Origin of the sequence: Pedobacter ginsenosidimutans (assembly GCF_001442625.1) — a bacterium.
GTDB lineage: Bacteria > Bacteroidota > Bacteroidia > Sphingobacteriales > Sphingobacteriaceae > Pedobacter > Pedobacter ginsenosidimutans.
The window spans coordinates 47,316-73,875 of record NZ_LMZQ01000016.1; the positions used below are offsets into that span (position 1 = coordinate 47,316).

The 26,560-nt window shown below is 41.8% G+C and carries 17 protein-coding genes; 12 read left to right on the forward strand and 5 right to left on the reverse strand.

Annotated elements, in window-relative coordinates; all coding sequences use genetic code 11:
• Window positions 1-13: 13 nt before the first annotated feature.
• A complete protein-coding gene (locus ASU31_RS18655; RefSeq protein ID WP_057933796.1) occupies window positions 14-1,060 on the reverse strand; it encodes a PLP-dependent cysteine synthase family protein in 1,047 nt (348 codons plus the stop codon).
• Window positions 1,061-1,259: 199 nt separating this feature from the next.
• Here ASU31_RS18655 and ASU31_RS18660 point away from each other — a divergent pair, with 199 nt between their 5' ends.
• Window positions 1,260-1,727: an Lrp/AsnC family transcriptional regulator gene (locus ASU31_RS18660; RefSeq protein ID WP_057933797.1), complete on the forward strand. Its 468-nt coding sequence runs from the start codon at window positions 1,260-1,262 to the stop codon at window positions 1,725-1,727.
• A gap of 113 nt (window positions 1,728-1,840) precedes the next feature.
• Here the strand turns inward: ASU31_RS18660 and ASU31_RS18665 are convergent, their stop codons facing one another.
• The gene (locus tag ASU31_RS18665) at window positions 1,841-2,431 is read right to left on the reverse strand and encodes a GIN domain-containing protein (RefSeq protein ID WP_057933798.1); all 591 of its coding nucleotides are present in this window, start codon (window positions 2,429-2,431) and stop codon (window positions 1,841-1,843) included.
• 779 nt (window positions 2,432-3,210) lie between these two features.
• Between ASU31_RS18665 and ASU31_RS18670 the strand changes: the two genes are divergently transcribed.
• The 7 genes from ASU31_RS18670 to katG all read left to right on the forward strand — a co-directional run bounded on the left by ASU31_RS18670 (window position 3,211) and on the right by katG (window position 16,031).
• Window positions 3,211-4,554 (forward strand): serine/threonine protein kinase, encoded by a 1,344-nt coding sequence (locus ASU31_RS18670; protein ID WP_057933799.1) that lies wholly within the window; start codon window positions 3,211-3,213, stop codon window positions 4,552-4,554.
• 48 nt (window positions 4,555-4,602) lie between these two features.
• The gene (locus ASU31_RS18675) at window positions 4,603-5,556 is read left to right on the forward strand and encodes a hypothetical protein (protein WP_057933800.1); all 954 of its coding nucleotides are present in this window, start codon (window positions 4,603-4,605) and stop codon (window positions 5,554-5,556) included.
• A gap of 94 nt (window positions 5,557-5,650) precedes the next feature.
• Window positions 5,651-7,096, forward strand: a complete 1,446-nt coding sequence (locus ASU31_RS18680; protein ID WP_057933801.1) for a PP2C family protein-serine/threonine phosphatase — start codon at window positions 5,651-5,653, stop codon at window positions 7,094-7,096.
• Complete coding sequence (locus tag ASU31_RS18685) at window positions 7,083-11,186, forward strand: FtsW/RodA/SpoVE family cell cycle protein (RefSeq protein ID WP_057933802.1); 4,104 nt, start codon at window positions 7,083-7,085, stop codon at window positions 11,184-11,186. The genes ASU31_RS18680 and ASU31_RS18685 overlap by 14 nt, the downstream gene beginning before the upstream one ends.
• A 127-nt stretch (window positions 11,187-11,313) precedes the next feature.
• On the forward strand, window positions 11,314-12,114 hold the full coding sequence (locus tag ASU31_RS18690; RefSeq protein WP_245224563.1) for an FHA domain-containing protein: 801 nt from the start codon (window positions 11,314-11,316) through the stop codon (window positions 12,112-12,114).
• Window positions 12,107-13,495, forward strand: a complete 1,389-nt coding sequence (locus ASU31_RS18695; protein ID WP_057933803.1) for a serine/threonine protein kinase — start codon at window positions 12,107-12,109, stop codon at window positions 13,493-13,495. Before ASU31_RS18690 ends, ASU31_RS18695 begins: the two co-directional genes overlap by 8 nt.
• Before the next feature lie 259 nt (window positions 13,496-13,754).
• The gene (gene katG, locus ASU31_RS18700) at window positions 13,755-16,031 is read left to right on the forward strand and encodes a catalase/peroxidase HPI (protein ID WP_057933804.1); all 2,277 of its coding nucleotides are present in this window, start codon (window positions 13,755-13,757) and stop codon (window positions 16,029-16,031) included.
• A gap of 201 nt (window positions 16,032-16,232) precedes the next feature.
• Here the strand turns inward: katG and ASU31_RS18705 are convergent, their stop codons facing one another.
• From ASU31_RS18705 to ASU31_RS18715, 3 genes are all read right to left on the reverse strand, one after another.
• Window positions 16,233-16,826 (reverse strand): porin family protein, encoded by a 594-nt coding sequence (locus ASU31_RS18705; protein WP_057933805.1) that lies wholly within the window; start codon window positions 16,824-16,826, stop codon window positions 16,233-16,235.
• Window positions 16,827-17,099: 273 nt separating this feature from the next.
• Entirely contained in the window at window positions 17,100-17,864 is a 765-nt protein-coding gene (locus tag ASU31_RS18710; protein ID WP_057933806.1) for a LytR/AlgR family response regulator transcription factor, read from the reverse strand.
• A complete protein-coding gene (locus ASU31_RS18715) occupies window positions 17,845-18,882 on the reverse strand; it encodes a sensor histidine kinase (RefSeq protein WP_057933807.1) in 1,038 nt (345 codons plus the stop codon). The genes ASU31_RS18710 and ASU31_RS18715 overlap by 20 nt, the downstream gene beginning before the upstream one ends.
• 449 nt (window positions 18,883-19,331) lie before the next feature.
• Between ASU31_RS18715 and ASU31_RS18720 the strand changes: the two genes are divergently transcribed.
• The 4 genes from ASU31_RS18720 (at window position 19,332) to ASU31_RS18740 (ending at window position 26,440) form a co-directional block, all read left to right on the forward strand.
• A complete protein-coding gene (locus ASU31_RS18720) occupies window positions 19,332-20,060 on the forward strand; it encodes a hypothetical protein (RefSeq protein ID WP_157258111.1) in 729 nt (242 codons plus the stop codon).
• Between the two features lie 705 nt (window positions 20,061-20,765).
• The gene (locus ASU31_RS18725; RefSeq protein WP_083505428.1) at window positions 20,766-23,966 is read left to right on the forward strand and encodes a SusC/RagA family TonB-linked outer membrane protein; all 3,201 of its coding nucleotides are present in this window, start codon (window positions 20,766-20,768) and stop codon (window positions 23,964-23,966) included.
• 26 nt (window positions 23,967-23,992) lie between these two features.
• Complete coding sequence (locus ASU31_RS18730) at window positions 23,993-25,549, forward strand: RagB/SusD family nutrient uptake outer membrane protein (RefSeq protein ID WP_057933810.1); 1,557 nt, start codon at window positions 23,993-23,995, stop codon at window positions 25,547-25,549.
• 393 nt (window positions 25,550-25,942) lie between these two features.
• Window positions 25,943-26,440 carry a cupin domain-containing protein gene (locus ASU31_RS18740; RefSeq protein ID WP_025142534.1) on the forward strand — a complete coding sequence of 166 codons (498 nt, stop codon included), beginning with the start codon at window positions 25,943-25,945 and terminating at the stop codon, window positions 26,438-26,440.
• Window positions 26,441-26,560: the final 120 nt, after the last annotated feature.

A 26,560-nucleotide genomic window follows, 5' to 3' on the forward strand; every position in this document is an offset into this window, starting at 1 on the left:
TTGATTGTTTTGATTAATGTAATCTGCTAAAGGCCTGGTAATCGATAAAGTCTACTTCAGGACTAATGTATCCGGTTTTAACAGGCTCTACCTTCATTAAATCGGTACTTAAATATTTTTTGTTGCTGTCCGAAAAGATAGTCACCACACAGCTTTTTGTACCCATTTTTTGTTGTTGCTTTATGGCACCGATCACGTTTGCGCCCGATGATATGCCTACAGCCAGCCCAAGTTTCTCGGCCAGTTTTTGTGCCATGAGTATGGCATCGCCATCATTTACCTGTAGCACCTCATCAAGCTCGTTAAGCTTAACAATTTCAGGGATAAATTCATCAGAAATACCCTGTATCCTATGACTGCCCACTTTATAACCAGTAGTCAAGGTTGGTGATTCTGCAGGCTCTAATGGATGTATCTTAATGGCCGGATTTTGCTTCCTTAAGAAATTTCCTACTCCCATAATAGTCCCCCCAGTACCTACTCCGGCAACAAAAGCATCGGGCGAAAGGTTTTTCAAACGCAATTGTTCCCAGATTTCTTTACCTGTGGTATGCTCATGTGCTTCAGGATTGGCGATATTCTCGAACTGCTTAGGCAAGAAAATATTTGGATCGTTTGCTGCCATTTGTTCTGCAAGTTTAATGCTGCCGATAAAACCGCCTTCTTCTTTGCTCACCAGAATAATCTCTGCACCTAAACTTTTAATGATGTCCATGCGCTCTTTGCTCAACCAATTTGGCATAATGATGGTAACCGGATGGCCCAAAGCTTTACCTATGGCCGCAAATGCAATCCCGGTATTGCCACTGGTGGCTTCAACAATCAGATCGCCAGCTTTGATCTTACCTTCGGTATAGGCTTTTTTTAGGGTGTAAAGCGCCATCCGGTCTTTAATGCTGCCAGTTAAGTTGTAATGCTCGCATTTAACATAAATTTTGCCTACACTCCCCTGGTAGGTGTAGGTGAGCTCAAGCATTGGTGTGTTACCAATCAGAAGCGATAAATGTTCGAATTTTCCCTCCATGGCAGAAGTCATTTTATTTGCTGTTATTGTGGTCATGACTGTTGATTAAATCGTGTAGCAATAGCTATTTTGATTGATTTTTATTTCGGTAAAATTCAGTATTATAATTTTTTACGTCAATACATGTTGTTTTTTACAGAAAATTTCTGCTTTTTTGATGAAAATTTAGTCTTTATTTTGGTTTTGACTGTTTTTTTGAAGGTCCATTATATTTTTTTTCAATTTATTAACGTTTATGACCCACGGAGATTTAGATCAGGTTGATGTAGAAATATTAAAATTGTTGCAACATGATGCTTCTTTAACCAATAAAGAAGTATCCTTGAAGCTGCATAAATCTATAGCCACTATCCATGAACGGATAAGACGATTAAAGGAACAAGGCTATATTAAAAGGATTGTGGCCATTCTCGACCGGAAAAAGATCAACAGAAACCTGATTGCTTTTTCGCATGTACTGTTGAAAGAACATACAGCTAAAACCCTGATCGAATTCGAAACCGAAGTTTCGAAGTTTGGCGAGGTAATGGAATGTTTGCAGATGACCGGTGCTCACGATTTTATTCTCCGTATCGCTACCAGGGATATGGATGATTACCACGAATTTCTGCGGAACAAACTCGCTACACTGCCCAATATCACAACTGTTCAAAGTTATTTTGTGCTCTCAGAGCCTAAAAGCGAAACGGCATATCCTATCTGATGTAATTGATGGAGAAAAACCTGTTGTGGAAGTGATCGAGAACAGACCTATATCGATTAAACAAAAAAGGCGGTCCGTAAACAGACCGCCTGAACCAAAATATAATTCTTTTTTTATTTGTTAAGGGAAGCTAGTGCATTTTCAGTGGTTACGCTGGTTTTTGTATTGGCTGCAACGAATTTATCCATGGTCAGCTTTTGTTTGTTGCCCATTACGAGCATATGGTCGCCAGTTGAACCACTTAAGGTTAAATCAGCATGATCTTCGATCACAGTATACAACCCTTCAGTCTGTGAGTTTAAGTCGAGCGATGCATTTCCGCTTAAGAAAACCTGCAAATATTGCGCATTGATTTTACCCTGTGTTTTTACTTTAGCGTTATCCATTGCATGGATGCGATAAATATCATTTACGTAAATGGTAAGTTTTGCGGTGCTGTTATCCAAAGAGGTAATCTCTAAACCATCTCCGCTCTGCATAACCTTAACTTTGCCGGTGTTTTCATCTGCATAGCTGATGCCGGTACGTTTTCCCTGTATGATGGTCAACTCTACATTTCCGTTTACTTTGATGCGTTTGAAGCTCAATGCTTTTGAAGCATGAACAGGTTTGATGGTTTCAGATGCATTAGCTGATAATACTGCTGCAGTAGATAATACTAATGCTAAAGATGATGCGAATAATGTTTTGAATAAAGTTTTCATATGCTTTGAGTTTTAATTTTTATAATGTTTTTATTGATTGTTCTGATATTAAGACGTGCAACCACTGGAAACGTTTCAGCGCAAATTGCAGCATTATACCAGTCTGGGAAGCTAATCGACCAACGCCAGAAATTCAGAGACAAAAAGATGGTGGTCGCTGTAAATTTTCCAGGTTTTCTTTCCTGAGAGATGGAGTGGATTTCTTTTTTACTTTACGGGTAAGTTTTGAACACTCCGAAAAGAATTAAAGATATAAAAGTCCTTGTCGACTTATGTGATAGTGATTCTTTAATAGATGTACTGTTTAATGATTTTGCCAAAAGCCTTTCTGGCTTTGCAACCGGACAAGGGTTCGACTCCCTTCGGCTCTACTGGAATCAGTATCAGAAATCATTAAAAAAACTAAAAGGCTGCAAATCATTGATTGCAAGCTTCTTTTTGGTGTTTAGTTGTTTTTTTGACCAAATAACGCATATAATTCAATAGATGAGTCGGCGAAAGTTCGGACCCACCATTTTTTACTTCGTACTAATGACCCTGTTGAATTACCAACCTGGGTTCTGGCATAATAATGGCTCCATAAATAAGATATGAAACCGAGGCACGTTATTAGGGATATTATAATTTTTTAACCAGCTCATGTTATAAATCGGATAATGCTGGCAACAGTGGAAATTTTCTCCAGGCCAGGCAAAAAAAAGGAGGGGCTGTGTATGCCCCCATCGCATTAAATTATTATTTGGCAACAAAAAATTCCTATTATTGTTATAAGGAGAAATATGAGTAAAGTATTTACAATTACAGAAGGGTTAGAGAATTTAGGAGCGCTGCGAACGGGCGGACAGGGATCGGTATATAAAGGGAAACGCATCGGTGCAATTTACTCCGCGGTGAAATTAATCCCTACTCCAATATACACCGAAAACCGCGATGATAAAAATTACCGCAATTTTGAAAACGAGGTTGCAAAGTTGCTAAAGGTAAATGAGAATCCCAGTCCGAATGTTGTAAAAATGCTCAGTTTTGGCATAACCGAAAGCGGATCTTTCCCATTTATAGAAATGGAGTATATAGAAGGGCCTGACCTTTGTGAGCTGCTTCAACCCCCACATCAAAAGATATTTACACTAAGCGAGGTCATAAAAGTTGCGCAACACCTCGCTGCCGCCCTCGAGCATTGCCATAAACTTGGGGTAAAACATGGCGACGTTAAGAGTAACAACGTTAAATACAATTTGCATACAGCGAACTATGTGCTGCTGGATTTTGGACTGGCTATTATGAGTGAGGAGCAGCGTAGAAGTAGTATCCGGCATGCAGGTGCGGTGGAGTTTATGGCGCCCGAACAAAATGAAGGTAAAATGCTGCTGCAAACCGATGTTTACAGTTATGGCATCATTTTATATGAATTACTCGGAGGTCAGGTTCCCTTTCCTCTGCCTGGAAATAGCGATACCGGACGTAATTCGGTAATGATCAGTCATATGGAAAGCGAAGTGCCTGACGTAGTAGGTCTGCGCAAAGCAAACTTGCCCACGGGCTGGACCGGGGAACAGAAAACCCGTGAAATGCAGGTTCCGGATTGGCTCCTAAAACTGATCGAAAAATGCCTGCAGAAAGATCCTATGCTCAGGTACAGCGATGGAATGGCCTTATATGAAGCAGTACTTAGCGGAAGCTTATCGGGCAATGTTTTACCCATAGACCATTCAGCTATGGATTCGCTCAAAGCAGAGAACGAAATGCTCCGCAAACAGGTATTGACTCTGGAAAGTACAGCGCAGGCCCCGGAAAGAAAAGGTATACTCTTGCCTCATTTTGCATTTGCTCTTATGATCATTTCAATTATTGGATTGATTGCTTTCTTGGGCTATTCGCAGTTTCGCAGCGAGCCACAGGCACAGCAAGCTATCCAACCCATAGATTCGATCCCACCGGCAGTTGATACCACAGCACAGGAAAGAAGGAGAATCGCGAATCAGCGCAAGCTGGCTGAAGCAGCAGCAGCAAAGCGGATGGTGGATAGTGCAATCAACGCGGAGATCAAAAAAGCCAGAGATAAAGCTGCCGATAGCACAGAAGACCTTAACCCTGATACTTCAGTTAGCCCTGTACAGTTTTAATTTTTTAAAAAACAATTGCCCTTAACCGCCGCATAGGCACCCTAACTTATGGAAACAAAATCAAATTTCTGGCAGCGTATCGGTATTCAGGATTGGTTTCTGACCGATGAAAACAAAAGCAGTGACCAAAAAGCACTGCAACTCACTCCGGAAACCATTTACAGCTTTATCGTGGACAAATTTAAGGAGTCTATCAGGGAATTATCTTTTGCCGATCGTATCGTTTTTTATCATGAATTCATTATCACCTTCAACGCTGAAGATTACCATGAATTTATAGACAATAAACAAGGAATTTTGGGCTTAATCGTACAGGAAACAGTCAAAAAATTCTATGCAATTTTAAGGGAACACCGGCAAGCCGGGAAAAATGTAGAGCCATCCGGCTCAAAATGGGTATTCCGGTTGGTATCACATCCGGATTATGCAAGGGGCGATAAGGGCTTTATCGGAAAACTGCTGCCAGACAACAATCAGAAATCGGAAAATCTACGGGTAACCTTCATTCCCCGACAAACCGGTATTGCGCAGACATTCGATATTAACAACGATATTTTAAAGGGCTTCACTTACTATAGCGAAGGCTATATGGAAATCCCATACGATGCTCAATTGGAATATGTTGATGGTAATACGGCCCCGTCTAAAGACCAGGCCGTTCTCGGTCGGCTGGAAGCCATTATACCCGACAAGCAGTTTTCCGGCAAAAAAATCGAGTTCCTGATTAAAACAGAAGATACTATCGTTTCGGGAAATGATGACGAACGCGAAGACTCCAATATTTTCAAGATCGCCTCAGAATGGGCTAATTCACCACACCTACACATCCGCTATAACAAAACAGACGGCAATTTCTATTTAGCTTCTTTCGGCGAGCTTACTACTTTGAACGAGGTTTTGGTACAACGCAGCGAAATTAATTCACCGCAATGGGTTTCTTTGCCACTGAACTCCAGGATGTTGCTCAACGGTATAATTGGTATAAACCTATTTAAATCCTAACTTATGTCGCAACTGCTATCAATTTTATTGTTATCACTTGTTGTTGCGCTGATGATCGTTCATTTTAAAGACATTAAAAATTCCCGTAATAAAAATGGATAAACACTTTTTAGGCCTCACAGACACCGGCAAATCCAGAGACAACAACGAGGACAGCTTTATTGTCAAGTCCCTCATCAACGATCAGTTGATTTTGGCAGCTGTAATAGATGGCGTGGGTGGCTATCATGGCGGTGAAGTAGCAGCAGGTATTGCAACCGAGCAGATTTCGATGCAATTCTCAGATCGTCCGGCCGATCCAATCTCGGAGATGATCATGGCATTCAGGAATACAAATGAAATGATCATTGCCAAAAAGCAAAAAGAAACAGACCTCTCTGAAATGGCCTGCGTAGCCACTATGGTAATTGCGGATATCGAGCATAATCAATTTTATTATGCGCATGTTGGCGATACCAGATTATACCTGCTACGGGACGGATCGCTGATCAAAATCTCTAAAGACCATTCATTTGTGGGCTTTCTGGAAGATTCGGGAAGATTGGATGAGGCCGCTGCGATGCAGCATCCAAAACGTAATGAAATTAATAAGGCGATTGGTTTCAGTGATCAGATTGCTACAGATGAGAGCTATATTGAAACCGGTCAATCTCCTTTCCTGCCAGGCGATCTGCTCTTATTATGCAGTGATGGGCTAACCGATATGGTAAACAGGCAGGATATTACCACCCTGCTTCTACAAGGAGATACACTTGCTAAAAAAGCAGGCAATCTCATCGCGCTTGCCAATGAAAACGGCGGGCGTGACAACATCACCGTTGTGCTGCTGCAGAACAACAAGGAGCCTCAAAAGGTAATGCCAACCAGGCCAGACTTTATACAACAGCCCCAGGCAGCCGCAGGGACAGAAAATAATGAGGCGATACGGATGCCTGAAAATCCAGCACCGGAAACTCATGCAGCGCCCAAAAGAAATTACCGGTTCACCGCGCTGGTTATTTTATGCCTCATCCTGCTTGGCACTACCATATTTATGCACCTGCAGCACCAGCACGAAGTAGCCCCTGTTTCAACACTAAATCCATCGCCAAAACAAAAAGTGAGAAACAGTCAGGAGCGGTTGCTACAAGATGCATTTGACCATGCCCTGGGGGACACGCTGGTACTATCCGACTCGATTTTTAAAAGTCCGGTACTAATCAGCGATACTTTACGCCTGCGGAAAGATACCCTGTATGTTATCGCAAAGGGCATTGTGCTGCAAGCGGATAGCGGATACAAAGGTACAGCTATAACGATGCTGTCTCAATCCAGGCTATTGAAGCTGGACAGTTTGCAGTTTAAAGGCTTCGCTACTGCTATCGCCATTTCAGACCAGGCACTGTTACTCAAAAATGTCACTTTTACCAATTGCTTAATCCCTGTACAGAATAGTATCCATTTCCCTGACCGGAAACCGGTAAATGCAGAACTGATGAAGATTGGTACACTAAAAGGTAACACCCCTAAAACCGCAGATTCAAAAAATGGAGCAGAATAAAGGAACTGTCAAAGTGAGCCGGACTCAGGAACGGATCTTCATATTAGCAACCGCAACTGTTCTCGCGCTCTTCTTCTACCAATTATACGCGATCATTCAGCCCAGATTTGCAGAAGTTGCACCACGCTTAAAAGCTGGTACGATGGTTAACCTGAATGCCGAAAAACCTGCCGAACATATCCGTAACCTACTTAAAAAAGGTTACTATTTTGAAGATCAGCGAGACATTGATCTGATCGAAAAAACCATTGCATCTGCAACGCCAAATGCCGAGCAACTCGACAACATTGGCGAAGTGAACAAACGCAGGTACTTTTTACCTGCAGATGAGGCTTTTGAAAAAGGGGGTAAATCATTTAAAGCAAGGGTGCTGGCATCCCGTGCATTGCTTGGTTATACCGGTGATGATTCGCTTAGATTCGACCAGGAGCAAAATAAACCCCGCACGTACCCCTCCAATGTAAACCTCGCCATAGGTGAGCATGATATCAGTGGGAAAATTATAGAAAATAAAAAAGCTGCGCCAGGTGTTTTGGTACGTTTGGAAATGATCTTGCCACAGGACAGTATTTACAATGATGAGCCGACAGAAACCATCAAAAATATAACTGAAAAAGCAAATGGCATCACAAAGGTTTATACTTTGGATACTGCCAATAAACGAAAATTAATACAGCTTACCGCCTATGCCCGTACTGGTGCTACCGGGGAATTTACTTTTGCCAACTTGCCCGGCAACCAGGCATTCAAAATATTGCCTTTAAAACCAGGTTTTCAGTTTGGCGCCTCAAAGGGCGTACAAAATCTTGATGAAAATACCACCTTCACATTTGAACAGCGTCCACATACGATAAAGCTTTTCTCTACCAGGGACTTTAATATCCTCAAAAAGGAAAAATCACTGATCATCAGAACACCCGAAGAATTCAACAAGTGGTTTCTAATCATCTGCGGAAGCCTGATCGGTGGATTTTTACTTGTCCACTTCATTCTGTCATGGAAATTCAGCACTGCCGATCAGGTCATATTGCCCGTAGTGATGATGCTTACTGGCATATCATTCCTTATGCTGCTGAGTTTGCAGGATCCACTGCGCGACCGTTTTTTAGCTAAAGATTCCCTCTTATACCTGCTCATGGGTTTCGGGGGTATCTTATTGATAATGTGCATTAAACTGCGCCGCTTCAATACCGATACCTGGGTTTATCGCCTGCTCTTATTTAAGAACATCCGATCAGCTGCAAACGGCTGGCCCTGGGCCCTGGCCGCCATTGGATTGCTGGCACTCACGATCTTATTCGGAACCGGACCAGAAGGAAGTGGTGTAAAGGTAAACTTGTTCGGATTTCAGCCCAGTGAAGTGGTAAAGTATCTGATCATTTTTTTTCTCGCAGGATTTTTTGCCGTAAACGAGAAACTGATCAGTGAATATATGAGCTGGAAAAAACGATGGTCATTTTTCTCCTTTGCCCTATTGGCGATACTGTTAACCCTCATGTTATTTCTGATATTGGGAGACCTTGGTCCGGCGATGGTGGTTTGTTTCACCTTTATTATACTGTTTTCATTCTCCCGGGGCGATTTTATGTTCATGGCAGGCGCTATCGTGTTGTACGTATTGGCCTCATGGATTTTTGAAAACGTATGGATATCCACCGCGATTACTTTGCTTTTGGTCGGTACGCTGATGTTTTTCGGGCGCAGACAGCTCAGTGAGTCCGCCATCATGGTGCTGGTGATCATATCGGCTTTTTTAACGATTGATCAGATTCCATATCTGGACCGCGTTTTCCCTGGGCCGGTGCAACGCCTGGGAGATCGCAAAGCAATCTGGCAGGATGCATGGAACAATGAGGTTTATGGCGGCGACCAGGTGGCCAACGGTTTGTGGGCCATGTCTACAGGTGGCGCAACCGGCCAGGGCGTGGGGCAGGGCTTTGCCAAAACCATTCCTGAAGCACATACCGATATGATCCTACCTTCGATAGGTGAAGAATTTGGATTAACGGGCATATTGTGCATCTTCCTGCTGTTCTTGTTGTACCTTCACCGATCCATTATTATCGGGAGGAGGACCGGATCACCATTTCTCTTTTATTTAAGTGCAGGGGTCGGCGTATCCACCTTTGTACAGTTTCTGCTCATAGCGGGTGGTTCTACCGGAGCGCTACCGCTATCGGGGGTATCCCTGCCCTTTCAAAGTTATGGGGGATCATCACTTGTACTCAATTTTTTAGCCGCCGGATTTTTGATGTCGGTATCTGCTGTCCGGGGCAGCGAAGTACAGATGCAGTACATCGCCAAGGCGCAGGACAAAAACCTTGTGCCGGCATTGATTGCTGCCTGTTTGGGCATCCTGCTATTGGGTGCTAATGTAGCGGGCTATGTGCTAAACAACCGGAAATGGGTGGTACAGCCGGCCTTGGTAGCCGACCGTAGCGGCGCGAGAATGTTCAGTTACAATCCCCGTATCGCAATATTGATGAGCCGTTTAAAAGCCGGAACCATACACGACCGCAAGGGCATTTTAATGGCAACCAGTAACGTTGACAGTGTGAGGGCGCAACACTTCAAACTTATTGGCGCAGGTATTCCGAATTACAATCTCGATTCTGCAGTACATCAGCGTTTAGACCGGTATTATCCTTTCGAAGAACAACTGTTTTTTTGGACAGGCGATGCAAATTCAGGTATATTTAACGGAAGTATTAATGGCTATTTTGCCGATTATGAACACGCGGCCGAACTTCGCGGCTTTAAACTGCCTGTAAAGAGCTTTACAGTACTTGCAAAGAGATACAGTGAAAACCGTTTCCTGGCACGGGGAGTTAAGGAAATGACGGTCGTGAAAAAAGATTACGGCGCTCTTTCTCCGCTGCTCCTTGCCGGAATCAGCAGCAAAGAGGTGGAAGATTTTAAAAATAAAAACCGCGATGTACAGTTAACAATGGATGCCGGCCTGCAGACCAAGATCCAAAAGTCAATTGCCCGCGACACTTCATTATCGGATAACCGTGTTTCTGTAGTGATCATGGAAGCAAGTTCTGGTGATGTGCTTACTTCAGCCGTATATCCGCTGCCACCCATACATGATTGGGAACGGTTAACCATGACCAATGCAGAACAGAACCAGCTTTCGGGGTGGACAACGACCGCTGACCTTGGCTTTACCAATTTCACACAGCCAGGCTCAACCGCTAAGCTGATTACCGCCATGGCATCCTTCAATAAACTGGGCATGGCCGCTGCCGAAAAAAAATACCAGGTGGCCTCATGGGAGCGTATCCGTACAAAAGGTATTGAGCCGGATGAAACGGGATGGATTGATCTGGAACGGGCGGTGGTGAAATCCAACAACGTCTATTTCATCAAACTTGCAAACCAGGAGCAGCTGCAGGAAAACATGGGCGAGCTGTACTTAAAAACAGGCATGTTCCTGCATGGGGCAGGAGGGTATTATTACAATAAGCCCAGCGAAAACGCAGCACAGGAAGAAAAATGGAAACAGCTTTGGCGTAGGACCGAATTCAACACCAAACCAAAGTATGATCCCAACAATATCCGAAAGACCAGGGCAAAGGGAATTTCCGGGATGTCTTGGGGGCAGGGAGCACTTATTGCAACCCCGGCGGCAGTAGCAAGAATGGCTGCGGGTATTGCAAATAATGGAAACATGATTGCAAACAGGTTTGTACTTAAAGTGAGCGATCAGCCTCAGGCGATAAAAACTGGTACGAAATTGGTAAACAATCCGACATACGCCAGGCTGATGCAGGAGTATATGATCAAACAGAGCAGTCCAAAAGTGCAAACGCTTGGACTGGCCGTTGCTGGTAAAACCGGTACACCGGAGCGGATCTGGAAGAAACAGCAGATTAATGATGGCTGGTATGTGTTTTTTGCACCTACTGCAACTGGCAATGGCCATATTGTAGTCTGCATACGCATTGAGGCCACCAAAGGATCATCGGATGCTGTACGATTGGCCGGCAGGCATGTAATCCCGTTCTTAAAAGAAGGTGGCTATATTAAAAGCATTGTTCCTTCGGCCAAAACTGATGACAATACAGCTGTACCGGAATTTAATTGAAGAGATGAAACATTTTAGCTCAAACCATCAATCCCTAGTTTGTGTAGCTTCACCACAATTGGGAACAGCGCAGATGTTTAATTCGATATTTTTAATAACACAGTAGCAAGCACTAACAAACATACAGATGAAAATGATATTCGACCTTTTCAAAAGCGCAAGTGGGGAACATCCAGACGATGTGAAGGGAATCAGGCACGCATTACTACAATTTGTAAAACAGGAGTTACAAAAAGCGGAGGGCGGAGAAGGTGCAAATATCAAAGGTTTGGGTATTTTTATCCACTGCAACCCTGCAGCGCGGCATGTGTATGAAGCTGCTGTATTTACCGAGGAACCCGAACAGTTAAAAAATGAGATACAACGTATCAGTGATGACTATTCGCTGGATCTGCCCTCTGGCTGGTCACTCGCAGTTGCTTTCGACGAAGCTATTCCGGACGACGCGGTAGAAATGCAAAATTTGCCGATAGCACTGTTGGTCAAAACCAAAACCCATTTTGTTAAGCAACAGGCTAAAGCCTACCTTAAAGCGCTTAGCGGCACGACTTTGCATCCAAGCTATGAAATAACTTCCGCGGGAGGGAAATACAATATCGGCAGAGATGAAAAGGCACAATCTGACGAAGGTTATTTTCGTACCAACCACATTGCATTTCCATCGGAAAGTGATGATGAACGAAATAAGTACATTAGCAGGCAGCACGCGCATATTGAATGGGACACCAACATAGCCAAATTTTTAATCTTCGCAGATGAAGGTGGGATACCGCCCCGCAATAAGGTTAAACTGCGTTCAGCGCTAACCGAAAAAACAGTAAAACTCCATGCTACGCAGATCGGCCAGGAATTAGCCGAGGGAGATCAGATTATCTTAGGAGAATCGGTCGTATTGGAATTTAGTTTTAAGCAGCAGCATCATGAGTAAAATTTTTACCATTGCAGAAGGGCTACAAAACCTTGGGGCTTTAAAAACCGGTGGGCAGGGATCTGTTTACAAGGGGATGCGCATGGGACCGGTTTATTCTGCTATTAAGCTTATCCCCACACCAATTTACGTGGAAGATGAAAGCGATAAAAACTACCGCAATTTTCTCAATGAAGTGAATAAGCTACAGCAGGTAAATATTCATCCCAGCCCGAATGTGGTGAAGATACTTAGTTCGGGGATCACCGATAGCGGTTCCTTTCCTTATATAGAAATGGAATACATCGAAGGCCCCGAACTTAGCGAACTGCTATTGCCTCCGCATCAAAAAGTTTTCACCGTTAAAGAACTATTGAAAGTAGCTGAACAATTGGCTGCGGCACTTGCACATTGTCATCAGTTTGGGGTTAAACATGGCGATGTTAAAAGCAATAATGTGAAGTACAATACGCAGACTGCCAATTACGTGCTATTGGATTTTGGCCTGGCCATTATGAGTGAAGAGCAGCGCAGGACAAGCATTCGCCATGCCGGGGCAGTAGAGTTTATGGCTCCGGAACAGCATGAGGGAAAAATGCTGTTACAGACAGATGTTTATAGTTACGGTATTATCCTGTATGAACTCCTGGCCGGGCAGGTTCCTTTTCCACTCGAAGGAGGGGGCGATACCGCCCGCAATACCGTCATGATCGCACATCTTGAAAAGGAAATCCCGGATGCCATGTCTCTGCGTAAAAGCAATCTGGAAAATATGTTTCAGGACGATATTCTGCATGCAGAAATGCAGGTACCCCACTGGTTAATCGAGCTGATCGGGCGATGCCTGCAAAAAAATCCTGATGACCGGTATGCCAATGGAATGGAACTGCAAAAGGCAGTTACTGCCGGGCTATTGTCGGCACCACAAGATACCAGGGACACGAAAAACACCATACCCAATGAAGTTTTGCATTATGCAGCCTTATACGGTGAGGCACAGCAAAAGAACGAAAAGCTTGAAAAAGAGCTCGCAACACTAAAACCTCTCGCCATGAAGGCTGGAATAAAATACAATGGTCCGACCGGTGAATATCACCAGGAAAATTACATCCATGCGCCAAGAAAGGCTTTTTTCGGCTACGCTGCCGCCTGCACCTTAGTTGTTGCCTTTGTAGTTTATAGCTTAACTAAGGCAGAAAACAATGATATTACAGCCTTACCGGCAACCTCATACCGGTCACCATTTGAAATTGCAAATCAACAATACAGACAAGCACTACAAACAGCGAGGGAAGACAGTATCCTGAAAGCAAAAATGCAATGGGCACAGCAAGTAAAAGCAACCGAAAAAGCCAGGAAACAGAACGGTAAAAAGAAGAAGAAATTTCTGGGTATATTCTGAGAAAGCCGGTTTCATCGTACCCTCCGAAATTTAAATACTTAATGGGGATTTTATTTTAAGGAAGGATTAACATAAGATTAAATTTTATTGATCTTATCCCTGGCATACTCCTAAATTGCTGATATAGCATAGTAATAGATTCTAACTATTCCATTATAGAATTAAATGATTGTGATTAGTTATTTCAATTCTCTAAATTTATAATAATCTGGTTAAGTTTTAATAGCGGATTAGATTTCACTAACAAAATAGAATATATATGGAAAAAGAATCGAACGATATTAGCAAGTGCCCGTTTCATAATGGCAGCATGAAAAGTAATGTAGGTGGTGGCGGTACCAGAAATGGCGACTGGTGGCCAAAGCAGTTAAAACTGAGTATTTTGCGTCAACATTCTAATTTATCTAACCCAATGGATGGAGAATTTAGTTATGCAGAAGCTTTTAAAAGTTTAGATCTAGCCGCATTAAAGGCAGACCTTCATGCACTGATGACCGATTCGCAAGATTGGTGGCCGGCAGATTTTGGTCACTACGGAGGTTTATTTATCCGCATGGCATGGCACAGTGCCGGAACCTACAGAGTGGGCGATGGGCGTGGTGGTGCTGGTGCCGGATTACAACGTTTTGCACCGCTGAACAGCTGGCCGGATAATGTGAGTCTTGATAAAGCCCGCAGATTACTTTGGCCGATTAAACAAAAATACGGGCGCAAAATTTCTTGGGCAGATTTAATGATCTTAACGGGAAATATTGCCTTAGAATCGATGGGCTTCAAAACCTTTGGTTTTGCGGGAGGGCGTGAGGATGTTTGGGAAGCAGATGAATCGGTGTACTGGGGTTCAGAAACAACCTGGCTGGGTGGCGATCTCCGTTATGCACACGGTTCTGATGGCGCACATAAGGCTCATGGCGTAGTGGTTACGGATGACGATGCCGATGGAGATGTTCACTCACGTAACTTAGAAAAACCACTTGCTGCAGTGCAAATGGGATTAATATATGTAAACCCTGAAGGCCCGGATGGAAACCCAGATCCAATCCTTGCTGCGAAAGATATCCGCGATACTTTTGGCCGCATGGCAATGGATGATGAAGAAACAGTAGCATTAATTGCTGGTGGGCACACCTTTGGTAAAACGCATGGCGCCGCCTCAGCAGATCACGTGGGCAAAGAGCCTGAAGCCGCCGGCATTGAAAGTCAAGGTCTAGGATGGAACAGCAGTTATGCTTCTGGCAAAGGTGCTGATGCCATTACGAGTGGATTGGAAGTAATCTGGACCACAACACCAACGCAATGGAGCAATAATTTTTTCGAAAACCTGTTTGGATTTGAATGGGAATTATCGAAAAGCCCTGCCGGTGCACATCAATGGAAAGCTATAAATGCTGAGGCCATTATTCCTGATGCATTTGACGGATCGAAAAAACATCTGCCAACAATGCTTACCACCGATCTTTCTTTAAGATTCGATCCGGCTTATGAAAAAATATCAAGACGCTTCTTAGAAAATCCAGATCAGTTTGCTGATGCATTTGCTAGGGCATGGTTTAAATTAACACATCGCGATATGGGACCTTTGGCACGTTACCTGGGGCCAGATGTACCACAGGAAGAATTGCTTTGGCAAGATCCAATACCTGCGGTTAACCATGCATTGATTAACGAGAGCGATATCGCAACATTGAAAGCAAAAGTATTGGCTTCAGGACTGAGTGTGGCCGAACTGGTTTCTACTGCATGGGCTTCGGCTTCTACTTTCCGCGGTTCTGATAAACGTGGTGGTGCCAATGGTGCACGGATCCGTTTGGCTCCTCAAAAAGATTGGGCGGTTAACAATCCTCCACAATTGCAAAAAGTATTGGACGTATTATCGGATATTCAAAGTGAATTTAATGCAGCACAAATTGATGGTAAAAAAGTTTCCTTAGCCGATTTAATTGTATTGGCAGGTGCTGCCGCGGTAGAAAAAGCTGCTGCTGCTGCCGGACATTCAGTTACAGTTCCTTTTGCACCTGGACGGATGGATGCTTCGCAAGAACAAACCGACGTAGAATCTTTTGGTTATTTAGAGCCCGCTGCTGATGGTTTCCGTAACTACCGTAATTCAAAATCTCCGGTTCCTACGGAAGAATTCCTGATCGATAAAGCCCAGTTGCTTACTTTAACAGCACCTGAACTGACGGTGTTGGTGGGTGGTTTACGTGCGCTGGATACAAATTTTGATGGTTCGAAAAATGGTGTCTTAACCGGAAAACCCGGTCAGTTAACCAACGACTTTTTTGTAAACCTATTGGATATGGAAACTGCATGGAAAGCTGTTGCAGAAGATAAAGAACTCTATATTGGAAGCAGCCGTTCAACTGGTCAGCCAAAATGGACCGCAACCCGTGCTGATCTTGTGTTTGGCTCTAATGCAGAATTAAGGGCAATTGCAGAGGTATACGCAAGCACAGATGCACAAGGTAAATTCGTGAAAGACTTTGTGGCCACCTGGAATAAAGTAATGAATTTAGATCGTTTTGATTTAAATTAATCAGAAATACAGCGTAACATTTAAAGGCACCGAAATTTTCGGTGCCTTTTTACAGTTATCTCAATCGGGGAGTTTTGTTACCAAACGTTAAACGCAGAGGTATCCATCACCTGCATTACATTTTAAAAAAAAAACGGCTGCTTAGGGGCAACCGTTTTCGGATGGGTATGAAATCTGGGGTTTAAAAATTATTAAGTAAGGCTAAAACATATAGAATAAACTCGCCTGGGCAACATTGTTCTTTAGGTCAGGGCTAATATTGCCCAGTTTAAAATCACCTACTTTCTGTAGTCCGGCTATATACCTTGCACCAATACCAAAACCGCTTTTCGATTGAAAGCCAATACCACCTACTGCACCCATGTCTAATTTTTTGGAAAAATCATTGCCGTTTAAGCCTTGAAGATCTTCCTTCACACGGAAACCAACCTGGGTTCCCGCCTCAACATACAACCCGAACTTGGTTTTATATTTCAGTAGAACAGGAACGCTTGCATAGTACAGCTTAATATCCTGCCCACCAAAAGTACTGCTGGTTGTTTTTGCGCCCTGGGTAGAAAACAGAAATTCTTCCTGCACAGAAAAACTGTCCGAAATCCTGAAATTCACAATTGCACCCGCATGGAAACCAACAAGGCCTTCTGTTTCGAAATTGGCATCTGTAAAATCACTGTAATTTACCCCTCCCTTTAGTCCAAAACTTAGACGTTTAACAATATTTTTCATCATACTCTGACTATAAGCACCTGTAGATGCTAAAACAAAACAAATACAAACTAGGATCAACTTTTTCATTATCTTTTCTTTAAGTTTTTTGGGTCGCCATGACCATTATTTTTTCTTTTCATCAAAGGTGGATGTTTCATCCTTTCCCCTCAAGATAAATGATGCCGAAGCAGGCAAAATAGAGGTTAAATAGACCGATTAACCATTTAGAATTTTGAGATAAAACCTATATACTGAGGTTTTGTTATTCTGTTTGAAAAGAAGGATATGGGAAACCCGCTAGCATTTTAATTACTAGTGAACTCGGCGAAAAGTGTTTTAAATTGAAATAGAGATTTGGGGTTAAACCCTGGAGAGCCATTCAAGAAATTGTGAAGCCTTGGCCTTGCTTACTATTACTTTTTCATCAAATGGGATATTGAGATTAACCGAGAGCTTTCTGGAAAAGAAACTGGATACATCAGTTATCGCTTTGCGGCAGATGAGGAACTGCCTGTTAGCGCGAAAAAAATAACTGCCCAACGATCTTTCCAGTTCATCGAGGTTTTTATTGGGGTAATAACATGTTCCAGAGAAGGTGAGCAAATGCGTAATCTCGTTTCTGACATAGAACATGGCAATGTCTTCTATCTTCACCGGGATAATCTTATCCTTGGCATGTACAAGGATAGAAGAGGCCTTATAACTTTCTTTAAGCCCCAGCAACTGTAACAGTGCATCGTACTGCGGCGTTTGATCGGAAGAAAGTACCTTTTTTAGGTCTTTGTATTTCTGAAGTGCAGCACCAAGTATGCCAATGGTAAACGGTTTAAGAATATAATCGATGCCGTTAGCCTTAAATGCATCCAAAGCGTATTCATCATAAGCTGTGCAGAAAATAACGGGAACTGACATTGGCCTGGCCACAAATATTTCAAAACTGAGCCCATCGCCTAGCTGTATGTCACTAAAAATAAGATCAGGCGCAATTGCCGATCCGAAATAATCGATAGATTCTTTCACCGACCTAAGCTGTACAATTTCCAAAGGCCCATTTGTCAGTTTCCTGATGTTCAGTTCAAGGTCATGCGCAACTACTTCTTCATCTTCAATTATTACTATTTTCATTTTTTAACAGTTTAATACTTACCGAAAATGATTGTTCATTCTCCTCTATGATGATATCATCTCCACAACACAACCGGTAACGTTCAGCAAGATTGGCAAGGCCATAATTTGTAGATGGCGATTTTATCTTTTTCTGTTGGATGTTATTCTTGAACACCAGTCGTTCGCCCATCTGCCTAATAGTGATATTTAAAGGGGCCTGCTGGGTAAAATTGTTATGTTTGATGGCATTTTCCAATAAGGGCTGGAGGGAAAACGATGGGAGATTATAGCTTTTAATATCCTCCTTGCTTATGGCTATTGAACAATTTAGTGCCGTGCCGAAACGCATACGCTGCATGGCCAGGTAGTCGTTCAGAAGCCCGAGTTCATCTTCTAGGCCGGAAATATTTGATGCATGACGGAAAACAGAAGCCCTCAGGAAATTTGCCATGTGCACAATATAGGTGTCGGCAGTATCGGTATCGTTGTGATAAAGTGCTTTAAGTGTGTTCAGCGCGTTGAATAAAAAATGTGGTTGAATCTGTTGTTTTAGCAAGAGATTGGCCGCTTCTGCATTTGCCGCCTTCAATCTCGAAAGTTCCAGTTCGCTGTGCAGTTTGTGCTCGTAAAGGAGGACCGAATCGTGGAGGATTAGGATCATGGTATTGATCACGAAGCCCGATCCAACAAAGGCAAGAAATAATCCCCCATCCGAATACGACCATTGATTGTGTGCTGCATAAGCAATAATTGGCCATACCAATAGATAGATGATGATGCTGACGGGATAGGTGATGAGGTACCTGAGTACCCTGAACTTTCTTGATTGAGTTTTGTAAATTTTGCTCAGGATAATCATAATAAACACATCAGCAAAGCCGATTAGCATGACGCCTAAAACAGTAAAAAAAGTAAAGTAGTGTATTTTTGGATTGGTTGAATTATGCGAAACGATAATGTGAAAGATGATGCCTATAATGGCAGCCAGTAAACAACTAAGAAGATTTAACCGCTTTACCGGGAGTTGCGCTTTCATGGTAACAAATATACTTATTGACAGTGGAGTTGCAGCGAATTCTTAAGTGAAGCGGGCAAAAAGAAGGTTGAAGTGCAAATTTAAGGTTCTGGGAAGTTTTTGATCTGAAAACAAGGCTGCTATGCAATGCTTATAATTTCAAGAGGCCAACGTTTTTTTAGCTAGAATTTCTTCTTTCTGTAAAATCCCGAAAATTTATTAACTTTGTGGCATTCCTGATAAACAATCTTTTTAATGTTTAGGAATTATGACAGCATATACCTACATATCATCCTCTTCAGAAATTGCCTAATAGGCGATAAAATAATATAATTTGTTTTTATTTGATTGGTTGCCTCAAGGCTATTCAATCTGCTATACAACATTTTATTTCCAAGGAAGGGGTATATCCTTGCTCAAGGACGAATTGAGACCCACATTCAAATTAAAGGAAATTAAATGGAAGTCCGATGGACACATATGAATTGCCATGCAGGATTAGAAGCGCACGGCATAAACAGCGGTTGGTAAAAACAGACCGCGACAAACAATTAATCAGGCTGAGTAAAAGAAGGTCGGAGCTTTGGATACAAAGACGGGCACTGCCCATGGTACCTCTTGAAAAGCCCTATCAAAGAGGCTGGAAAAGATATTTTATACTCAGAGCAGATATTGCATTTAGCGTAAGAGCTGAGTTTTATACCGCATTACTTGCTAAGATCAATACAGTTGAATATCACCATGATAAAACATTTAAAAGAAAAAAACGCCGTAAAGGAAGGTATGGATACGAAATTAAAAAGCAATCGCTGCGCGAACTCACGCCATATTTATGGGAAAGCAGCAATTTAGACCTTACCGAACAGGAAAAAGCGTGTTTTAGCCAGGTTGAAATGTACAATGTTAAAACACGCCAACAGGAAATCAGGTATGTTTTTACCGAGCCGTGGCGGTATAGGTTAAAAATTGCACCCAACATGGTAACGCACAAAAAATTATTGGATACCGATCTTGTAAGAGAACTGGATCTTATCGACAATCATATCAAACGCAATAATTTGGATGGACGCATACATTTATTAACCAATGGCCGAAAGTATAACTTTTGGCGGTATTACCGGGCTTTGGCAAAATACAGTATGGTTAAAAAAATCCCGAAATACAGATCCAAGGAAGCATATTTAGAGTTAGATTTTTAAAATTTAATCAATAACTAAAACAATTCTCAAACTTATTTGTCTTTTAGTTTCATTAGTTTGTTTGGTTTAGTTTTATTGGTGGATGCTAATAAGACAAAATAATTGGCCTCATAGAAATATGGGGCTTTCTCATTTTAACGGATTTACCCAGCAATTAAAAATAGGCGAGCTGATTAATGCGCGCTATGATAAAACTGAGCCCCCCTTCTTTTGAAAAAAAACTTATTTTTTTGTCCAATTCTTAAAAATACACTTAAGTAGGTGAGGCATAATGGATTTCAGCCTGTCTGTTTTTTATTTCCCCAAAATATCTATTCAAAAATTTTAACGCCTGTAAAAGTAATCATACTGTAATCTGATTTGTACGGTTAAGTAGTGCTAATGATCAAAATAATATTCTTGATTTTGTGATAAAATATTTAATATTGAATTGATAAATCGTTTTATCAACAACCGAATATGATGATGAGCTTAGGGATATTTGCCCCCTGTGGTGCAGTATATGTCTGTGTAGTTTATTTGTGTGTAGTTTTTAATCCGTTTAAAAATACGATCTCCCATCACACAATTGCTTTTAACTCAAAGCCTTCTGATTAAAAATGATATTTGCCGTCAATTATTTTTTATTGAATAATTGATAAAACGTTTTAGCTGCTAGCAGTTGAATTATATATTATTAACTAACCATTTACTAAACCTAAACCAATGAAAATCAATCTACTAAAGATTTCAGGGCTTTCTGTGCTTTTTTTGCTCAATAGCCCTGCTTTTTCGATGAATCCGGTTGCTGAAAAATCCGAGGGGTTTTCCGAGCTAAACATGCCTTTAGTGCATATCCAAAACCGAAAAGTAATTACAGGAACCGTATTAGACGAAAAAAACATGCCTATTCCCGGAGTTGGCATCAAAAACATTTCGTCAGGTAAAACTGCTGTAACTGATGAAGCTGGTAAATTCAGCATTGAGGCCAACACAAACGATGTGATCCGCTTTTCTTATGTGGGCTATCAAAATAAAGATGTTACAGTAGGCAATGAAGCCAACATAAGCGTTAAAATGATGCCTGCCGAAGCCAATAAATTAGATGAAGTGGTGGTAATTGGTTATGGATCGGTGAAAAAAACAGACCTTACAGGTTCTGTTGGTGTGGTTAAAGCAAGCGAGCTGCAGGAACGTCCTTCTTCATCGCTAAACCAGGCACTCGCTGGCCGTATTTCTGGCGTACAGGTAAACACTAACTCAGGTAGACCCGGCGGACAGACGAATATCAAAATCCGTGGATTTAGCTCAATCAATACGAGTAACAATCCACTTTATGTGGTAGATGGTGTGGCTTTACCAGTAGGCTCGCAAACGCAGAACAGTAATGCTATCGATTATATTAACCCAAGCGATATCGCTTCGGTAGAGGTATTAAAAGATGCTTCTTCGACGGCCATATACGGCGCAAGAGGTGCAAATGGAGTAATTTTAATCACTACTAAAAAAGGAACAGCAAATGCCCAACGCATTACCTATGATGCAGATTTTGGCATAAATACATTGGCGGCACACCATGTTAAGATGCTCGATGCCTTCGAGTATGTTAAAGTGCAGGATCTGGCTTATGAGAATATTAAAGTTTACGATCCGGTAGGTTGGGCAGCGGGAAGTTACGCATCCACACCTGTTCCCAAAGCCGCGAGAATTGCCCTGCCTCAATTTTTCGATAGCAATGGAAATCCATTATATAATACCGATTGGTTAAAAGAATCTACACAGAATAAACTTTCGCAAAATCACCAGCTGGGTTTTACAGGTGGAAACGAAAATAGCACCTATGGTGTTTTTGCAGGCTATCGTGATGACCAGGGACTTTTACTAAACTCTTATTTAAAACGTTATTCGGGCAGATTTAATTTCGATAGTAAAATTAAACCATGGTTAAAGGTAGGCGGTAATTTGAGCTACAATAACCAGAATGAAAACATTGTTGATCAGGGAACAGGCGGCTTAAATTCAGTCCGTATGATTACAGAAGCATTCCCTTTTCTACCAATTAAACTTGCAGATGGCAAGTGGGGCGATAATAAACTGATTCCATGGGCAGAAGGAGGCTCCAATCCGGTGCACATTTTAACCGATCAAAAATATGGAATGGTTACCCAAACTGCTTTGGGGAGTATTTACTCTACCATTAGCTTTAGCAAAGATTTAGAGTTCCGTACCCAGTTAGGGGCCAATATTGTGAGCCGCAACATTAACGAGTACAATGCCAAACAATTATACGGTATCTCTGATGGACAGAATGGAACGGCGAATGTTACCGACGATCGGGAAACCTTCTGGTCATTGGAAAACTATTTAACCTATAACAAACGTTTTGCCGAATCGCATGCCATTAATGCGTTGTTGGGTATCTCCTGGCAGGCCACCAATTTCTTTAGCAATACCAGTCATGCCGAGAATTTTGTAACCGATTTTTACGGAAACAATAACATGGGCTCTGGAAGTAAATCGATAACGGTGGGTTCTAGCCGGAACAGATCGGCTTTTAACTCTTATTTTGGAAGGTTAAACTACGCCTTTAAAGATAAATACCTGGTTACTTTTACAGGTAGGGTAGATGGGTCATCCAAATTCGGAGAGAACCATAAATTCGCCTTTTTCCCTTCGGCAGCATTGGCCTGGAAAGCCTCAGATGAAGATTTCCTTAAAGGAAACAAAACCATCTCTAACTTAAAACTAAGAACCAGTTATGGTTTAAGTGGTAACTCAGAGCTTCCTGCATATCAATCGCTCGCCACATTGGTTAATAACTCAGCTATTATTAACGATAGTAGGGTAACAGGCATTGGTATCGGTAGGTTGGCAAATCCAGATCTGGTTTGGGAAAAAACAGCTCAGGTTGATGCAGGTTTAGAATTAGGCTTGTTTAATAACCGCATTAATTTAGAAGCCGATCTTTATTACAGAAAAACAACCGATATGTTATTGGATGCGCCGGTTCCACGTACCACAGGGTACTCGGTGATCAGAAAAAATATTGGCTCTATGCAGAACAAAGGTTTAGATTTAGGGATCAATACAGTAAACGTACAAACTGACGATTTTACCTGGAAAACCAGTTTCAACATTTCCCTTAACCGTAATAAAGTACTTTCTTTGGCTACTCCTGATGATATTTTTGGGGTGGGTAACCCAAATTTCACCAATCAAACAGGTATTATCAGGGTAGGTGAGCCCGTGGGTTCATTTTGGGGGCTTGTTCGTTTAGGGACCTGGAGCGAGGCCGAAAGGGCAGAAGCCGCTAAATATGTAAGTTACCGTGGTGGTAAAACTTTGCTTCCGGGCGATATTAAATATTTAGATGTAAACGGCGATCATGCCATTACAGATGCCGACCGTCAGATTATTGGTAACGGAACACCAAAAGGCTGGGGATCGTTTGGTAACTCATTCCGCTATAAAAACCTAGAGCTGATTGTGGAACTTCAATATTCTTATGGTAATGATGTATTGAATATGACCCACCACTCAGGTGAAGACAGACAGGTACAGGCCAACAGTTTTGCCAGTGTATTAAATGCCTGGACTCCTCAGAATCAAAATACACCGATCGCCGCAATCAGGGATCAATCTGCCGGATATGTAACCAACGTAGATACCCATTGGTTAGAAGACGGTTCGTTCATCCGGGGAAAAAACCTTTTGCTAGGTTATACTTTTGATAAGACACTTGTCGAAAAATTACGCTTAAGCAAACTTCGTGTTTATGCATCTGTTCAGAATTTCTTCCTGGCAACCAAGTATACAGGTAACGACCCTGAGGTAACTACCTATGGAAATGCATTTGCACAAGGTCAAACATTTTTCGATTATCCAAAGCCAACTACTTTCATGGTAGGTTTAAACATTGGATTATAAACATTAACTAAAGAAAGGATATCAACATGAAAATAAACATAAAAAATATCGCTGCTTTGTTGTTGCTAGGCGGCGCTATAATCGGAAACTCGGGATGTAAGAAGTTTTTAGATGAAACAGATCCCACCAATCTTTCACCCGATAATTTTTATACTTTACCAGAACATGCAGAAGCTGGTATTGCTGCTGTTTATGCAGAAATCCGGTTTATTGGAAACGGTGCCGGTATTTATTCCAACAACTGGCAGATGCTTGATGCGCCAACCGGCATACAATCTACCGAAACCGCACAAAACTCCGATCTGAACAATTTGTATTCACTGATTTATGATGGAACAAACCTGCATGTTAACCAAAGCTGGAACGGATTTTATAAAGTAATTGCACAAACCAACCTGGTGTTGGATAAAGTTCCGGGCATTAATCCAATGGACAATGCACAGAAAAAAAGAATTCTAGGAGAGGCAGCTTTCATCAGGGCCTGGGCCTATTTTTACCTGGTACGTTTATGGGGCGATGTGCCTTTAATTACTAAACCTATTATCAGCCCTAACGATCCCAATTTTTCTCCTTCCCGTACGCCGCAAGAACAGGTTTACAAACAGATTGTTGATGATCTGGTTGTTGCAGAAGCAGCAGGTTTGCCTTTTATGGATGCAAGCGGACGTGTTTCTACAGCAGCAATTAAATCTGAATTGGCAAAAGTATATTTAACCATGGCCGGGCAACCCCTTAACAAAGGAGCAGCTTATTATAAATTAGCTGCAGATAAGGCCAAAGAGGTAATCGATTATTCAACCGGGAATCCTGCATTACTTGGCTTATTTCCAAGTTATGGGGCCTTGCACGATGCGAAAAATGATAATAAAGTCGAGCATTTATTCGGAATCCAGTACAATGATGCTGCCGGATCTGGTAATCCTTTACAGTCTTCATATCTACCATTGCATCAGCCATTGGTTTCTAAAATTGATGGGATTGGAACTGCTATTCCAACTGCAAGTTTTTATGGTTCGTATGAGGCAGGAGATTTAAGGGCTAAAAACAGAGAAGGTTATTTCTTTACCGATTATTATACTGATGGGTTTAAAATGCCGCTGATTAACCGCGGTAAGCCTTATGTTTTTAAACACTTCGATCTGATTGCAAATGGAACACTGGGTGTAGAAGGTACCAGCAGAAGCGATCTGAATATTCCACAGATCCGTTATGCCGAAACCTTATTAATTTATGCCGAAGCACAGAACAGGGCAGATGGGAGTCCGAATGTTGCTGCCTATGCTGCGGTAAATGCAGTGCGCAAAAGAGCGCAACTGACTGATCTTGCAGGTTTGAACCAAACGCAGTTTGAAGAAGCCGTATGGAAAGAGCGCTGGCACGAGCTGTGTTACGAAGGTATTACCTGGTTTGATATGGTCCGCTTGCGTAAAGTGTACAATGAAACTACCAATGGCTTTGATAATTTTGTTGGCCACGTTAATAAAAGTGTAAACCAAGCTTTGCAAACCAAACATTTATTGTTTCCAATTCCTACTCCAGAAATCAAAAATAACCCTAACCTGACTCCAAATCCAGGTTATTAAACAACACTATTTTATTATTTCTAATGGTTGGCATCACACCGGCCATAAATAATGTTTTAACAAAAAACGGATGCCCGATATGAGGCATCCGTTTTTGTTTCATGGTTGTTTCGGCTGAAGTGTAACGGAATAGAGATCCTTCGGCGCCGCTCGGTAGCATAATGCAAAGAGGTTTTGCACTTGCTAAAAGGGTTTTATCAGCAATTTTACAGCCTATAACTATTGCATAGGCAGATTTTGCAGTAATTCGTAAATTGAGTTTAAAAAAATAAAAGGCATGAAGAGGCTTTTTTAATTTATTAGGCTTATTTTTGCGGCAAATTATAGAACCACACAGGAGATTAATTAATGCCTGTGAACCTCGACAATCATTAGAAAACTAATATTTTATCAATGACAAACGACAAAAAAGAAATATTCGAAAGCGTAGCACAACGTTTAAAAATTGAAGGTTTTAATGTAGTAAACCGTGATGAAACACGCCCTTGGGGTGGTTTCTTTGTAATAGATGAGGCGCAGGCGCAACAATTTGCCGATACTTATTTTGATGGATTAAACGTTGAAGACCTTAAAATTGGCGGTAAATTAAGCCCAAAAATTTTAATCGTTGCACCAAATACACGTCTTTCGTGGCAATATCACCACCGCAGAGCCGAAATCTGGCAAGTGGTAACTGGGACTGTTGGTATTAAAACCAGCCAAACTGATGAAGAAGGTGAAGTTAAAAAATATGCTCCAAAAGACCAGATCAAATTACAACAAGGTGAACGCCATCGTTTAATCGGTTTAGAAGATTGGGGTGTTGTAGCAGAAATATGGCAACATACCGATGCTTCAAACCCATCAGATGAAAGCGATATCGTACGTGTTCAAGACGATTTCGGTAGATAATAAATAATTTAAAAAAGAATCCTGTTCTATGCATTGGAACAGGATTCTTTTTATCTAAACGTTTAATTTAAAGCGGTTTTTCTACAATATTAAAAACTAAACGCCCTCAAACTACGTTTA